Source organism: Shewanella sp. 0m-8 (assembly GCF_052977265.1).
Window position 1 is genome coordinate 1 of the sequence record NZ_JBRIMB010000014.1, and the last position, 14,308, is coordinate 14,308.

The 14,308-nt window shown below is 42.7% G+C and carries 16 protein-coding genes; 7 read left to right on the forward strand and 9 right to left on the reverse strand.

The annotated features are described in order from the left end of the window. Positions 1-170: 170 nt before the first annotated feature. From ACVBIO_RS09220 to ACVBIO_RS09230, 3 genes are all read right to left on the reverse strand, one after another. Positions 171-635, reverse strand: coding sequence for a flavodoxin (locus ACVBIO_RS09220; RefSeq protein ID WP_447160600.1), 465 nt, complete (start codon positions 633-635; stop codon positions 171-173). Between the two features lie 345 nt (positions 636-980). Further along, positions 981-1,808: a tRNA pseudouridine(65) synthase TruC gene (gene truC, locus ACVBIO_RS09225; protein WP_447160601.1), complete on the reverse strand. Its 828-nt coding sequence runs from the start codon at positions 1,806-1,808 to the stop codon at positions 981-983. Between the two features lie 21 nt (positions 1,809-1,829). Then, the gene (locus ACVBIO_RS09230; protein WP_447160602.1) at positions 1,830-2,180 is read right to left on the reverse strand and encodes a YqcC family protein; all 351 of its coding nucleotides are present in this window, start codon (positions 2,178-2,180) and stop codon (positions 1,830-1,832) included. Positions 2,181-2,388: 208 nt separating this feature from the next. Here ACVBIO_RS09230 and ACVBIO_RS09235 point away from each other — a divergent pair, with 208 nt between their 5' ends. Together ACVBIO_RS09235 and ACVBIO_RS09240 are read left to right on the forward strand one after the other, a co-directional pair. Next, on the forward strand, positions 2,389-3,402 hold the full coding sequence (locus ACVBIO_RS09235; RefSeq protein ID WP_447160603.1) for a DUF3549 family protein: 1,014 nt from the start codon (positions 2,389-2,391) through the stop codon (positions 3,400-3,402). Further along, positions 3,399-3,797, forward strand: a complete 399-nt coding sequence (locus ACVBIO_RS09240) for a DUF3301 domain-containing protein (protein ID WP_447163616.1) — start codon at positions 3,399-3,401, stop codon at positions 3,795-3,797. The genes ACVBIO_RS09235 and ACVBIO_RS09240 overlap by 4 nt, the downstream gene beginning before the upstream one ends. A 1,141-nt stretch (positions 3,798-4,938) precedes the next feature. Here the strand turns inward: ACVBIO_RS09240 and ACVBIO_RS09245 are convergent. Continuing rightward, the gene (locus tag ACVBIO_RS09245; protein WP_447160605.1) at positions 4,939-5,241 is read right to left on the reverse strand and encodes an Mpo1-like protein; all 303 of its coding nucleotides are present in this window, start codon (positions 5,239-5,241) and stop codon (positions 4,939-4,941) included. Further along, positions 5,234-5,872, reverse strand: coding sequence for a GNAT family N-acetyltransferase (locus ACVBIO_RS09250; RefSeq protein ID WP_447172454.1), 639 nt, complete (start codon positions 5,870-5,872; stop codon positions 5,234-5,236). Before ACVBIO_RS09250 ends, ACVBIO_RS09245 begins: the two co-directional genes overlap by 8 nt. Positions 5,873-6,050: 178 nt before the next feature. On the opposite strand from ACVBIO_RS09250, the gene ACVBIO_RS09255 reads away from it, so the two are divergent. Further along, entirely contained in the window at positions 6,051-6,281 is a 231-nt protein-coding gene (locus ACVBIO_RS09255; protein WP_447160607.1) for a DUF2789 domain-containing protein, read from the forward strand. 12 nt (positions 6,282-6,293) lie between these two features. On the opposite strand, the gene ACVBIO_RS09260 is transcribed toward ACVBIO_RS09255, so the two are convergent. Beyond that, entirely contained in the window at positions 6,294-6,677 is a 384-nt protein-coding gene (locus tag ACVBIO_RS09260) for a DUF3192 domain-containing protein (protein WP_447160608.1), read from the reverse strand. Between the two features lie 136 nt (positions 6,678-6,813). On the opposite strand from ACVBIO_RS09260, the gene ACVBIO_RS09265 reads away from it, so the two are divergent. Both ACVBIO_RS09265 and ACVBIO_RS09270 read left to right on the forward strand, forming a co-directional pair. Continuing rightward, a complete protein-coding gene (locus ACVBIO_RS09265) occupies positions 6,814-7,191 on the forward strand; it encodes a hypothetical protein (RefSeq protein WP_447172455.1) in 378 nt (125 codons plus the stop codon). Next, entirely contained in the window at positions 7,191-7,964 is a 774-nt protein-coding gene (locus tag ACVBIO_RS09270) for a Zn-ribbon-containing protein (protein WP_447160610.1), read from the forward strand. Before ACVBIO_RS09265 ends, ACVBIO_RS09270 begins: the two co-directional genes overlap by 1 nt. A 104-nt stretch (positions 7,965-8,068) precedes the next feature. Here ACVBIO_RS09270 and syd read toward each other — a convergent pair whose 3' ends face one another. Continuing rightward, positions 8,069-8,710 carry a SecY-interacting protein gene (gene syd, locus ACVBIO_RS09275; RefSeq protein WP_447160611.1) on the reverse strand — a complete coding sequence of 214 codons (642 nt, stop codon included), beginning with the start codon at positions 8,708-8,710 and terminating at the stop codon, positions 8,069-8,071. Positions 8,711-8,769: 59 nt separating this feature from the next. Here syd and queF point away from each other — a divergent pair, with 59 nt between their 5' ends. Continuing rightward, positions 8,770-9,627: an NADPH-dependent 7-cyano-7-deazaguanine reductase QueF gene (gene queF / locus ACVBIO_RS09280; protein WP_447160612.1), complete on the forward strand. Its 858-nt coding sequence runs from the start codon at positions 8,770-8,772 to the stop codon at positions 9,625-9,627. Positions 9,628-9,811: 184 nt separating this feature from the next. Here queF and ACVBIO_RS09285 read toward each other — a convergent pair whose 3' ends face one another. After that, positions 9,812-10,735: a LysR family transcriptional regulator gene (locus tag ACVBIO_RS09285; protein ID WP_447172456.1), complete on the reverse strand. Its 924-nt coding sequence runs from the start codon at positions 10,733-10,735 to the stop codon at positions 9,812-9,814. Positions 10,736-11,107: 372 nt separating this feature from the next. Here ACVBIO_RS09285 and ACVBIO_RS09290 point away from each other — a divergent pair, with 372 nt between their 5' ends. After that, positions 11,108-13,093: an alkyl/aryl-sulfatase gene (locus ACVBIO_RS09290; protein ID WP_447172457.1), complete on the forward strand. Its 1,986-nt coding sequence runs from the start codon at positions 11,108-11,110 to the stop codon at positions 13,091-13,093. A 142-nt stretch (positions 13,094-13,235) separates the two neighbouring features. On the opposite strand, the gene ACVBIO_RS09295 is transcribed toward ACVBIO_RS09290, so the two are convergent. Beyond that, a complete protein-coding gene (locus tag ACVBIO_RS09295; RefSeq protein WP_447172458.1) occupies positions 13,236-14,234 on the reverse strand; it encodes a 4'-phosphopantetheinyl transferase family protein in 999 nt (332 codons plus the stop codon). Positions 14,235-14,308 lie beyond the last annotated feature (74 nt).

Consider the following 14,308-nt stretch of genomic DNA (forward strand, 5'->3'; position numbering starts at 1 on the left):
TTTTAAAGTTATCCATAACCACAAATGAAGAGAATACGATGAATGCAATTAGATCATATTTTTACTTAGATTGGTATAACCAGCCATAAGGCTAGGCTAAAGTTTGATTTATAAGCACAAAAAAGCGCGTTAAGTAAACGCGCTTTGGATCAGTACAACTGACTCTGTTGCTATGCAGCTAACTCGGTATCGATGAGTTTATTCCAACCAGGCAGCCAAGCTAACGCTTCCACTTCAGGCTCCATAGTTTCACCAGCATCAATTTTCAGAAAATGACCAAGACGCTTAGCACCTAAGTCTTCAAAGAGAGCCAATAACTGCTCACCTGCGCCGCAGTATGTTTCGTAACTGGAGTCGCCAAGTGCAATTAAGCCAAATTTAAGTTGTGGCAAGTAAGGGGCTTTTGACTGCATCTCATAGAACCAGGGCTGGATATCATCAGGTAAGTCACCTTGTCCAGTTGTTGAACATACTATCAATAGCAGTTCATCTTCTGGTGGTACAAAACCTGATAACTGCTCGGGTTGATGCAGCACAGCATCACGCCCAAGCTCGATTAACGCTTGCTGTAGTGTCTGTGCCACAAACTGCGCGCCACCATAAACTGTTCCAAAAACTAGATTCACTTTTTTCATGTTTTACTTCGCCTAAAAGCTATTTAGTTATATCCTTAACATACTGTATCAATGAATATTGCTGCAAGCTTTGCTGCAATAATAAAAGTTACCTCAAGAAGGACAGGCCGTAATGAAGCATTCTTGTAGACAAAGGCACCGAAAACACCTTCAACGCAGTGCCCATATCCGAAGAATGTGTTACTTCCATTCGGTACAATATCTAAAGTCCAATATGACGCCCCTTAGTCGTCTTAGCGATAACAATCAAAGCGAAGAAATAATCAACAAGTTAACTAAAAGTTCAACTTCATGAGACTGTGCGTATCGAGAGCTTAGTTAATCGTTAACAGGCTCTGGTATCAATTAAGCGATGATGAGTGGCTGCTTGTCATCAGATAAAATATCATCGTGCCAGCCTAAACCTTCAAATAATTGTAACCATTCAGCTTCTAGCTCTGTCTCAATTTGGATCCTCTCCCCTGTTCTAGGGTGATTAAAGCTCAGTTTCTTTGCGATAAGCCATAACCGGTTAATTCCAAAGTGAGAGCGGAAAAACTTATTTTGTTTTCCATCACCATGGGTTGTGTCACCAAGGATCGGGTGACGTAAGTGCGCCATATGACGTCTTAGCTGGTGCTTACGCCCGGTGTGTGGAGAAAGCTGAACTAACGCGAAACGGCTCGTGGCATAACGGCCGGATGAATACGGGATCTCACTATTTAGCAACGGCTGATAACTTGTCACAGCATCTTGCGCAGGCTTGTTAGGATCGACATCTTTATCACCTAGATCATCAAGCTCCTCTTTTAATGCATAATCAAGAGTGCCAGCCTCATGCATATTGCCACGAACAATGGCCAGGTACTCTTTATCGACGCTATGTTCGGCAAATTGCCCACATAGTGCGTTGGCCATTTCACTACTTTTGGCAAACAACAATATTCCCGAAGTTGGCCTATCTAGCCTGTGTACCGGAAATACATGACAGCCAACTTTATCGCGCGTGAGCTGCATGGCAAAAAAACGCTCACGACGAGCAAGATAACTACGGTGAACCAAAAGACCGGCAGGCTTATGAATAGCCACCACATCATCATCTTCATATAACACTTCAATATGAGGGGCGACTTCTTGCTCAACCTCAATATCAAGTTGTTCGTTATCTGCTACTTCTCTTGTCTCTTCACTCATTTTAAATCTCTCTTAACAGCACTATTGTGTTTGACTCAATAGCGCATCTAAATCAGTTAAAATACTAATTAGATTTTGTAACTTAGGCTCACTAGCCCAGACATGTTGTGCCATTGGCGCGATGGCCATCGCTTTTGGTAACGGTATATTATTATCGAGCATATAACGCATTTTGGGTAAAAAAATAAACTGCAACCAGTGCTCAAAGGGCATCACATCGCACGCAAAAGGTGTGGTACTGGCTAATGCCTCTAATGATGGGGCGTGTAAGCTTAATAAATCTTGTTTAGCTAACTCAGCCTCTAAAGCATCCAGTTTCTCGCTTGTTTCAACTTCTATCAAGGTAGCCTCTTTAGTTGATATGAGCTGCATTTAATCGCCATTATTCAGTCCATATTCGATGCCGTTACTTGGTAATCACTCAATAAATGGTCATTTCACACTCTAAACGCTGTCACTTATCGATAGCAACTACATGCCGTTTAGGTTAATACAACTCAGGAAATTTAACGCGCGATGATACCATCTAGCCTGACTTATCCCTATAATATGTGCCAATTAACCTACACTTGAAAACGATATGACAGAAATAACGACCCTCAGCCAATTTTTAAAAACTGCTAACACTCAATTCCAAGTTTATGACATGGGCCGTCGAGTACAACATATCGATATGATGGCATTTCATCAGATTGAAGAGCTTAATTCACCTTACCCATCACCCATTCAAGGTCACGCTCAATTTGCCATCGTATTCTGGGATGCGAGTCAGCAACACTATATTTGGTTTATTAAACTGCCGTTAGATGAACGCGGGCTATTGTCTCCTGCACCACGCACACAGTTTATTAAGATGATTGTCGAAGCGTTAGGCAGAGATCCAACCAAAACGTTAACCGAACAAGAGCAAGAGCAGCTAGCAAATCATCCATTCAATTTTAAGCCAACCCAAGAAAAGCTGGCTGTATTTAACGCATTAGTTAGAAAACAGCTAGGACAAAAAGCGTCACCCCAGTATGAGTTTGCATACCAGTATCTATCGGGGCAACACCCGACAGAAGAATGGCAGAACATTGGCTTACAGGGTATTGCTGATGTCAGTGTTAGAGCCGATGAGCTTGACCATCAAACACATCTAACAAACGGCTTTGATAACTGGGCAACAGAGGTTCAAATTGCCGCATGTCAATGTTTAGAGCACTTGAATATCGATAATGAGCTAGCTCAAAAACTACTCGAAAAGCTGTATAGTGCAGACCAAACTGAAAAAGCTTATTTCCTTAGGGCATTGGCTTCTCAGCCGCAGTTAAGTCAACAAGCCATCGTTCACTTACATGAAACGAACAACTTATCTTTAGACATGCTCATCACCATAGCCGCTCGTAATTGGTCAGCATTAAAAGATGAGCAAACTCTCACTATCTACTTAGAAGCTTTAGCAAAGCAAGAACAGCACTTCTTTAACCAAATTTTTGCTGATATTGTGGCTATTCCATTAATTCGCACTCAGCTACTGGCTCAATTGCGAAATCCTAATCGTAGCGCAGAGCTTGCAGCCGCGATTGGCGGCTTGTTTAAGGTAACGAAAGGATGATGACAGACTTTTTAATCATTGCAGCAGTAATTCTTATTGCAGCTTTTTTTTGGCAACTCAGGCAAATGGCTGAGATTAGTCGTATTTTCGTAAATAAAGAATGCCAAAAACAGAAAGTACAATTACTTGCTATTGCCCAAGAGTCAGCCAAACCGAGTCTAGGGGGCAGCAGTGGTCTCACATGGAAAGTAAAGTATTTGTTTGAGTTTAGCACTGATGGGATTAATCAATACCGTGGCAACTTATGGATGCACGGCAAAAAAATACAAAAAATCCAATGGCCAATTTTCCCTGAACCTGAATGGCATGAAGCGCCAGAGTCGAAAGGTTCTTTAGGTGGTGGTTGTGGTGGCGGGCGCTCTCGTGGCAACTGCAGCTCTGGTGGGTGTAAATAACCCTGCACGTTAGGTTAGCTTTAACGTTAAAGCTGATGTAAATAAACAGAGCCCTATAAAAGAAGTAAAGGCGCGGCCCCAGAGGAGACGCGCCTTTTCTATCATTGTGTAAGCTCATCCTGCTATATGAGTGCTCCCTGCACCATCCATGCGTAACTTTGCTCCTGCATCATCCATGAGTCCTTATCTTCCTTGTATCTTACGATACGCTTCCATTCTTCTTGATAGTCCATTTACCAAGCTTGCTCTATCCTGAGCGTGTCCAACGTCATCCTTGAGAGTCCATTCCATCACTATCCTTAGCGCTCCTACCTTCCTAGGTAGCAAAACCTTCCATCCTGGATTGTTTGGCCGTTCCTTGGTAGTACCAGCAATCAGTCCTTGAAAGCCTCGTCCATGATAGTCATCCATTAAGTGCCGTAGTCTCGACACTCGCTCGTCCGTGAACCTTCCTTAATAAATCATGCTTCCTTGCACATCTAAATAGTAATTCAAAATGTAAGATAAATACGTGACCAAACATTTATTTAACACGCACCTTAACAAACCATTAAACAACCAACCAAGCTAACACATTGTATTTAAATTGTTTATGCTATTTAGATACATTTAAACAGCTTAATTTAGGACTAATTTCTCACGAACCTGTAAGAGATCTCTTACATCAATCGAAGCGAATAATCTGATCTCGCCCAAAATAGAAAGGGCGTACCAATTGGTACGCCCTAGCACAGCTTTATTTTAGCTTTCCCGCTATATATGTGCGATCCTTGCATCATCCTTGGTTAACTTGCTTCCAGCATCTTCCTTGTAAGTCCTTTTATATCCTTGTACTAAACGTACTGAGTCCATTCATTAGCCTATCCTAAGCTAAAATCCTCTTCCTGAGGTTGTCCTATTTGCATCCTGCAAAATCAATCACTTTCTGGTTTCCAGTTTACTCACTCGCTATAGCAATTACTTAACAGTTTTATTAAAAATACAAAGTGGCAACCAAACACTAACAACAAAATAAACCCGAAAAACCTTTAAAAACAACAGCTTGATAACAAATAAAGACTCGTATCTCTATGAGACTTTACTGATATCCCACAATTGCGTGAGAGATCTCTTACAAGAATCCTATCTCAAAGCGAGTTTCTTACTGATTTTTATGAGTTAACGCCCTAAATAGCATTACCCAATCAGCTAAAAAACTGTATAAGGGATACTCAAATGTTGCGGGACGATTTTTTTCAAAAATAAAATGGCCTATCCAAGCAAAGCCATAGCCAATTACAGGTAACAGCCATAACATCCACCATTGACCACTCAATAAGGCATAAATCATCGTTAAGATAACTAGGCTACTACCTACATAATGCAAAGCTCGACAGGTTTGATGCTGATGTTGAGACAAGTAAAAAGGATAAAACTCCCAAAAAGACTCAAAGCGCTTACTCATTGTTCAGCCCTCGATAAAACAGTAGTTCTCCGCTTACTTTTCCAATCGCTGACTGCTCTAGACTTTCAAAGCCATGTGCAGCAAACAAACCAATATGAGATGCCGTGCTGGCAAAAACACCCACGCCATCAAGATGCGGCTGTTCATCACACCAACTTTGAACAGCTTTTACCAGTAAGCTGCCATAGCCTTTGCCTTGCTCGTTATTTGCTATCGCAATAAATTGCAAAATGCCACATTGATTACTCGGCAAATTATCGATTATTTGATTTTCTTTATGAATAAGTGCCTGAGTCGATTGCCAGCCCGTACTTAACAGCATTTTTAAACGCCAATGCCAATAACGCGCCTCACCTAACGGTATTTGCTGAGTCATGATACAAGCAACACCTACCAATCTTTCTCCAGCAAACATACCAATTAGTGCCTGTTCTTGCTGCCAGATCTCATTAAGTTCTTCTCGAATCGCACCTCGAAGTTTTTGTTCGTACTGCGCTTTATCGCCATTAAATAAAGCTTCTAAAAAGAAAGGGTCATCATGATAGGCGTTATATAGAATAGAGGCTGCAATGCGTAAATCTTCAGCGGTTAAGTAAACTGCGCGGCATTCTTCCATGGTTTGATTTTCCATTGTTATTTTCCTTGTTCTCCATCACACAACTCCAATGTAGCAAGCCCTTAGAAAAGTGCAATTAATAATCAATTCCAAAGCGCAATGTCAAAAAATGAGTGACGGTTTTGCCGATAAATCGCTTTATCGTCCATACTGAGATAAAGCGAGAAATCATTAACGCAAGGTAAAATATGTTATGGATACCACCCCACAAGATCTCACCCAGCTCTTTTTACAAATGGGTTTAGAAAGTCATGAAGAAGCCATTGAAAAGTTCATTGCTGAACATGGATTAGCAGCTGACGTACGGCTACATGAAGCGCCGTTTTGGACAGCTTCACAGAAACATTTTTTAGTTGAATCGTTTAATGAAGATGCCCAGTGGACTGAAATAATCGACCAGCTGGACACCCTTTTAAGAAAATAAGCCTATTGCGATCTAAATTTTGCTGTAGGCCATTTCTCCCCAGCCTACTACCGCATTATTACTGATCACCACAGGTGTACATTCATCCTTTGTAGTCTTGCCATCACCATGGGTGCGTTGAGTTCGATAAAAAAGCACGTATACCTCTTTATCTTGCTGAATGTATGCTTCATTAAAATCAGCCGTTCCCATTAGCGTCGTTACTTGGTTCTTAGACATACCAAGAGAGATTTTTGACAAATTGTCGCGGTTTTTATCCTGAACCTTTTCCCATGAACCATTCTCTGATCCGCCATCACCAACGTTGACCACGCAGCCAGTTAGCCCTAAGCTTGCAATCCCAAAAAACACTAAACCTAATAAATTATTTTTCACTTTAACTTCCTGTATTAACATTGTTTTAATTTTATTTAAAAAGCAATTAACATGCCAAACACTAAGTTACTGTTTTAACAATACTTTATTAATTTCATCGTTTTAGCTTCGCTAATAGATTAACGAAAATGCTAACGAGTAAGGAATTTGACGAACCATGAGTCCAATAGAACAAGTACTAGCTGCCGCCAAAAGGCTCGATGATGAAGGCAAAGCCGCAACACTGGCACTCATAAAGACTAAACTCGGCAATAGCATAGCAATGCCTATATTGATCCAAGGGTTGCAACAGTTTAAATCCATGAGTACTGAAGACAAAAAAGCCTTGTCGGCGCTGATATCCACTGCAAAGGTAAGCGATGACAACGCCGCATTAAGTCACTCAGAGCAAGCAAATAAAATCACTCAACTTGAGCAAGATTTTAGCCTGTTAAAAGGTGAGTTCAGTGTTCTAAAACAGCAGTATAGCGAACTAAAGCAGCAACTTAGTGAAGTTAAAACACACCAAAATACCAGTGAAGGAAACAATATCTAATGCATGTGATTGAGTTACGATTTGAATGCTTTGATAACACTACAATCACAGCCGCAGAAAAAGCGATTAATGGCTTACTTGAAGCGTATCGCGCTAATGGGCAAATTTTAGGCCGTGAATTTGCCGTCGCCTTTAACGATGGCGAATTTAAAGTCAGGCTGCTAACGCCAGAGAAAAGTAGCTTATCTAAGCGCTTCAACAGCCCATGGGTTGAAACAGCACTCAGTGAACTGACCGAAGCCAAGCTATTAGCCCCACGAGAGAAGTATATCGGCCAGGACATTAATTCTGAGGTCTCAAGTCAAGAGACTCCTAGCTGGCAGCTGTTATATACCAGTTATGTGCATATGTGCTCACCGCTTCGAAACGGCGATACCCTGCAGCCTATCCCGTTATATCAAATCCCAGCGACAGCCAATGGCGACCATAAACGCCTGATCCGTTGGCAAACTGAATGGCAAGCCTGTGATGAGCTGCAAATGGCTGCTGCAACCAAGGCTGAGTTTGCAGCGCTTGAAGAGTTAACTAGCCACCAAAGTGACCTCTTTAGACGTGGCTGGGATCTACGGGGCAGAGTTGAATACCTAACCCAAATTCCAACTTATTATTACTTGTACCGCGTTGGCGGTGAAAGCCTTGCCGTTGAAAAGCAGCGCCCCTGCCCTAAGTGTGGTAGCAAAGACTGGTTACTCGATGAGCCATTATTAGATATGTTTCATTTTCGCTGCGAGACCTGCCGCATCGTGTCTAATATCTCTTGGGATCACTTATAAAGCTCGATAGCTTTCCTAAAAAAATAGCTTTGCTATAAATTTCCCCATAAAAAAATGGCTCAATTAATATTGAGCCATTTTTCTTTATACAATGAATAAATCGATTACTTGCCGCGTAGATTGCGCCACATTAATTTCATACGCTGCCAAATACCTGGGTGATCGAGCTCTGGCATAGACTCTTCAATCAGCTTTACTGGCGGCGTCACTCTGGGCGTTAATTGCTCAATAAATTCATTCAACGACTTAGCAAGCATAGTACTCTGCGCTTCACCTGGGATCTCAATCCACACACTGCCGTCGGCATTATTCACCGTCAGCATGTTATCAGCTTCATCGAGAACGCCAATAAACCAAGTTTGCTCTTGCTTAAGCTTCTTCTTCATCATTAAGTGACCAATGATATTTTGCTGCAAGTATTCAAAGTCTGTTTGATTCCAAACTTGAATAAGCTCACCAGTGCCCCACTTTGAGTCAAAAAACAGCGGCGCAGAAAAGTGACGGCCATAAAAAGCATTAATTTCAGGGGTCAAGCTAAGCTCTAGTGCTGTTTCAACATTATCAAACTGACCAGGCTCGTCTCTGATCACAGCTTGCCAAAAAACCGCTTCATCGGCATCAGGTTCACTCGTAATGCAGTCAGACTCTTGCTGCTGGGCGTAATATCGAGGCTGCTCACCAAGCTTTTCTACATAGGCTTGTTGATATTTAGATAAAAAAAGATCTAAAGCGGGTAAAGAAGACACTTAAGCCAGTTCCAAAATCAGTTATAATAGGGGTCTATTTTGACATGGAAACCGTATTGATGACACAACATCATGATCCCTATAGTAACGCACCCGAACTTTCAGAATTAACGCTTGGAAAGTCGACAGGTTATCAAGAGCAGTATGATGCATCTTTACTTCAAGGCGTGCCGCGTAAGTTAAACCGTGATGCTATTGGCCTGACTCAAGAATTGCCGTTTCATGGCAGTGATATTTGGACTGGCTATGAGCTTTCCTGGTTAAATGCGAAAGGCAAGCCTATGGTGGCTATTGCTGAGTTTAGTCTCAGTTTTGATAGTAAGAATCTTATCGAGTCTAAATCGTTCAAGCTGTATTTAAACAGCTATAACCAGACTCGATTCGATAGCCTGCAAGCGGTACAAGAGCGCTTAACCCAAGATTTATGCGCCTGCGCCGATGGCGAAGTCACTGTTAAAGTTATCGAGCCGAAACAGTTTAGCCACCAGCGCATTGTAGAGCTACCGGGTACCTGTATCGATGATCTAGATATTGAAGTTGATGACTATAGCTTCAACCCTGACTACTTAGTTGACAGCGTCGATAGTAAAGCGATTGTCGCAGAGACCTTGACATCAAACTTGTTAAAATCAAACTGCCTAATCACTTCACAGCCAGACTGGGGCACAGTGATGATCCGCTATCAAGGGCCAAAGATTGACCGTGAGAAGTTACTTAGATATCTCATCTCATTTAGACAGCATAATGAGTTTCACGAGCAATGTGTTGAGCGAATTTTCGTTGATCTCAAACGTTTCTGCCAATGTGCGAAACTAACCGTTTACGCCCGTTACACTCGCCGTGGTGGTTTAGATATCAATCCGTATCGCAGCGACTTTGAACATCCGGCAGAGAACCAACGTCTAGCCAGACAGTAAGTATCTCGGCTTTAAAAATGCCTGTACAGCATGAGCTGACAGGCATTTTTTACACCCATACCAACCAGTATAATAAAGTGATCTACCTAGAGTGTTTTTTGGCTAACTCATTCAGGCAAAGAGATGGTGGAATGCTTGTTCCCGTATGAAATCAATCAACACAGAAGTAAAAAGCCCCCGTCCCTCAAGCCAGTCCTCTAAGTTCAATGGCTAAATTTAACGTATCCCTAAGCCAGATATTCGCCGGACTTAGCTGCAATTTGTGACTCCATACCATGTAATACTCGATAGGCTCCACATCAAAGGGCAACTCAAATACCTGTAACCCTAACAAGGCTGCATATTCATCAGTATAGGATTTAGAGGCGATAGCTAGTGCATCACTTTTAGAGGCCACTGCCATCATACTTAAAATCGATGATTGCTCACTGTGCATCTGTCTCGCCGGTAAAACATGTTTAGTCAGCAGTTCGGCAACACTTAAGTTATAGCGGCGCATTTTAAAAATAATATGCTTTTCACTAAAATATTGATCCTGGGTCATTGTGCCATTGATCCGTGGGTGATCTTTTCTTGCCACACACACCAATTTATCCTGCATCACCTTCTGACTTTTAAACGATGTCGACTCGGGTAGCCAGATATCCAGTGCTAAGTCGATTTTCTCTAGCTGCAGATCCATCTGCAACTCTTCCTCTATTAACGGCGGTTCACGAAATACAATATTGATTGAAAGGCCATGTAAGACTTGCTCAACCAAGCCTTGCAGAAGTTGTATCGCCGACTCGCTCGCATACACATAAAAGGTACGCTCGCTTGAGTGGGCATCAAATGCTTCAAAACTCGTCGCCACCTGTTCAATCGTTGACATTGCTGGTGCTAATTGTTGATACAGATTCATCGCACTGGCGGTGGGTTTCACTCCTCTTCCCACCCGAATGAACAACGCCTCTCCGACTATTATTTTTAACCGGGCTATGGCGTTACTCACTGAGGACTGCGTCAAGTCGAGCTCCTCTGCAGCCTGGCTAAATGATGACGTTCGATATACGGCAGTAAAAACCCGAAATAGATTAAGATCGAATGCTTTTGCTGTGACATAAGACACTCTCGCTCCCATAAAAGATTAACCCAACATATTACATCCAAGCCTATCGGATCTTGATAGACCGATTCACAGAGCCTAATCACAGGCCCTAATCACAGAGCCGAATCAAACTATGTCATTAACTCAAATCTTCAACATTGCAGGGTGAAAATAAAGTCCAACGCTTTAGTAAACCATGATTAGTCGTCACAAACATAGAGGGCCCACTCATTCATATTATAAATACTAAGTTCTAAGTTAGCGCTAATTATTAATCCTTCCAAGATCAATATACTGGCCTCAATCAAGCAAAAGTCTCGTTACAGCATCACAAGTTAATGCCAGCACAGAGACTTAACACTTTGAACCTATTCAATCTTAAAAGGGTATCCTATGAAACAGACACTACTTGCTATCTCAATCGTCTCTATTTTCTCGTTCAATGCTGCCGCAGCCCAGCACGAACATGATCACATAACAGTGCATTATCAAGGTAAAGATGCGACTAAACACACTATCGCCCACAATCAGGCCGTAGCGGACACCCTTAATTTTACCGATACTCGCGCTTTCGAGCAGTCCTCAAAAAACCTCGTAGCCAAATTTGATAAAGCCACAGCCGACATTCTCAGAGCTGAATTTGCCTTTATCAGCGACAAGACTCCCGACTCAGTGAACCCATCACTCTATCGCCAAGCCCAGCTCAATATGGTACCGAATGGTTTATACAAGGTTAGCGATGGGATCTACCAAGTTCGCGGGACTGATTTATCGAACCTAACCCTTATTCGCAGTGACAATGGCTGGATAGCCTACGATGTCTTGCTAACTAAAGAAGCTGCAAAGGCATCACTTAAATTTGCTTTAGCTAACTTGCCTGAAGACGGCGAGCTTCACGTGGTTGCCATGATTTACTCCCATAGCCATGCCGATCACTTTGGTGGCGCTCGTGGGGTACAAGAGATGTTTCCTAATGTCAAAGTCTACGGCTCAGATAACATCACCAAAGAGATTGTTGATGAAAACGTGCTCGCTGGTAATGCCATGAGCCGCCGAGCCGCTTACCAATATGGTGCAACACTAGGCAAGCATGATCACGGTATTGTTGACGCCGCATTAGGTAAAGGCTTATCAAAAGGTGAGATCACTTATGTGGCACCTGATTACACCTTAAATGGCGAGGGTAAGTGGGAAACACTCACTATTGATGGTCTAGAAATGGTGTTTATGGACGCATCTGGTACTGAGGCTGAATCAGAAATGATCACCTACATTCCATCAAAAAACGCACTTTGGACTGCAGAGCTGACTTACCAAGGAATGCACAATATTTACACCTTGCGTGGCGCGAAAGTACGTGACTCACTCAAATGGTCAAAAGATATTAACGAGATGATTAATGCCTTTGGTAATGATGTTGAGGTGCTGTTTGCCGCTCACTCAGCGCCGGTCTGGGGTAACCAGGAGATCAATGAATTCTTGCGCCTACAACGAGATAACTATGGCTTAGTGCATAACCAAACCTTGAGGTTGGCAAATGATGGCGTAGGCATTCAAGATATTGGCGATGCGATTCAAGATACAATCCCAGAGTCCATCTATAAAACTTGGCACACTAACGGCTATCACGGCACTTATAGCCATAATGCCAAAGCGGTATATAACAAGTATCTAGGCTACTTTGATATGAATCCAGCCAACCTAAATCCGCTGCCAACTCAACAAGAGTCGGCAAAGTTTGTCGAATATATGGGCGGAGCAGATGCTGCGGTTAAACGTGCTAAAAATGACTACGCTCAGGGTGAGTATCGCTTTGTCGCTACGGCACTAAATAAGGTCGTGACCGCCTATCCTGAAAACAATGAAGCGCGACAACTTCTTGCCGATTCTTACGAGCAATTAGGTTATCAGTCTGAAGGCGCAGGGTGGAGAAATATCTATCTTACTGGTGCGCAAGAGCTAAGGGTCGGCATTCAAGCAGGTGCACCTAAGACCGCATCAGCAGATGTCATTAGTGAAATGGATATGCCAACACTGTTCGACTTCCTTGCCGTTAAAATTGACAGTCAGCTCGCCGCAAAGCACGGCTTAGTTAAGATGAATATTATCACCCCAGACACTAAAGACATTCTTTACGTTGAACTTAGCAACGGCAACCTAAGTAACGCCGTTGTCGATAAGGAGCAACAAGCAGATGCCAACCTCATCGTCAACAAAGCGGATGTTAATCGCATTCTACTCGGGCAGGTAACCCTTAAAGCGCTATTAGCAAGCGGTGATGCAAAGCTGACAGGCGATAAAGAAGCCTTTGGCAAAATAGCCAGCAGCATGGTGGAGTTCAATCCTGACTTTGAGATTGTACCGACCCCAGTAAAGTAAGCGGTTAGCTCACTAGCGCAAAGCTCAGTAAGGTAAAGTTCGCTAACAAAAGTGGTTAAACATAAAACGGGGCTATTTGTTGAGGCCCCGCTTTTATTACTCAAAATCCACAAATCACTCTGCTAATATTAATCCGCTAGCATCAATCGGCTAATAGTGACTTTAAGTTAACCTCTGCCGCGTTAATGCTTGCCTGATGGCAGGGGCCAATACTCAGCGCAAAACGATAGTTAGCATCCAAGTGCCCAAGCCAGCAGTGCCAATCTTTAGCAACCGTCATCTGCTGTGGCCGCGCCTTCATTGCGTCTTGCCCATCCCCATGACCTTGAGCTATCGAGAGGCAAATGCTCTGCTTAAGAGGAATGCCCTGTTTAAGGTCAATATTGTGTTTAACTGGAATGTTCTGATTAACAGGAAGATGAGCTGTATCGAGCTCACTTGTAGCAGTCTTTATTGTCGGGCTAATGCTGACTGCTCCATCAAGCTCTAATGACGTTTCAATCAAGGGCGCAAAATCGAAGGCGAAAGATTTCAGCGACAAAGCTAAACCTAAGCCTTTAGCTTTAATGTATGACTCTTTAAGTGCCCATAAGTCGAAAAAGCGCTCGCGCTGTAACGCTGTTGGTAATGCCAACAATGCAGTCTTTTCAGGCTCAGAGAAATAATGACTTAAAATCGAATGAATATTGGTACTACTGCGGCAACGCTCAATATCGACCCCAAACTCAATTGCACCAGTCTGGTTAGCATGCTCAGATCGGAAATTTGATTGAGAATTTGAGTGGGAGTTTGACTGAAAGATCCCCACCAGTAGCCAGTCGCCGCTATGGCTGATATTAAAATGGATCCCGGTTTGTTTAAACTGGGCTGCACTTAGCCTAGGCTTGCCTTTATCACCATACTCAAAACACCATTCATGGGGCTTCAAGCTAGCCTGTTTGGATACTTGTCTAGATAAAAGTGCACGCAGATAGCCTCTCACCATCAAGCCTTGATCTTTAGCTTCTTGCTTGATGTAACGATTAACTTTATCGGCTTCATCTTGCGGTAGCCAAGTCTTAATTAAGGCCGCAGAGTCAGCATCGAGGGTCCCTAACCTTAACGGACAAAAATACAGTTTAATTGAAGTAAATTCAGACAAGACGAGCTCAAATGTAAACTTAGGTAGTAAGGCTATTGTGGCCTGTTTTAATTAAAAACAACAGTCACAAACTA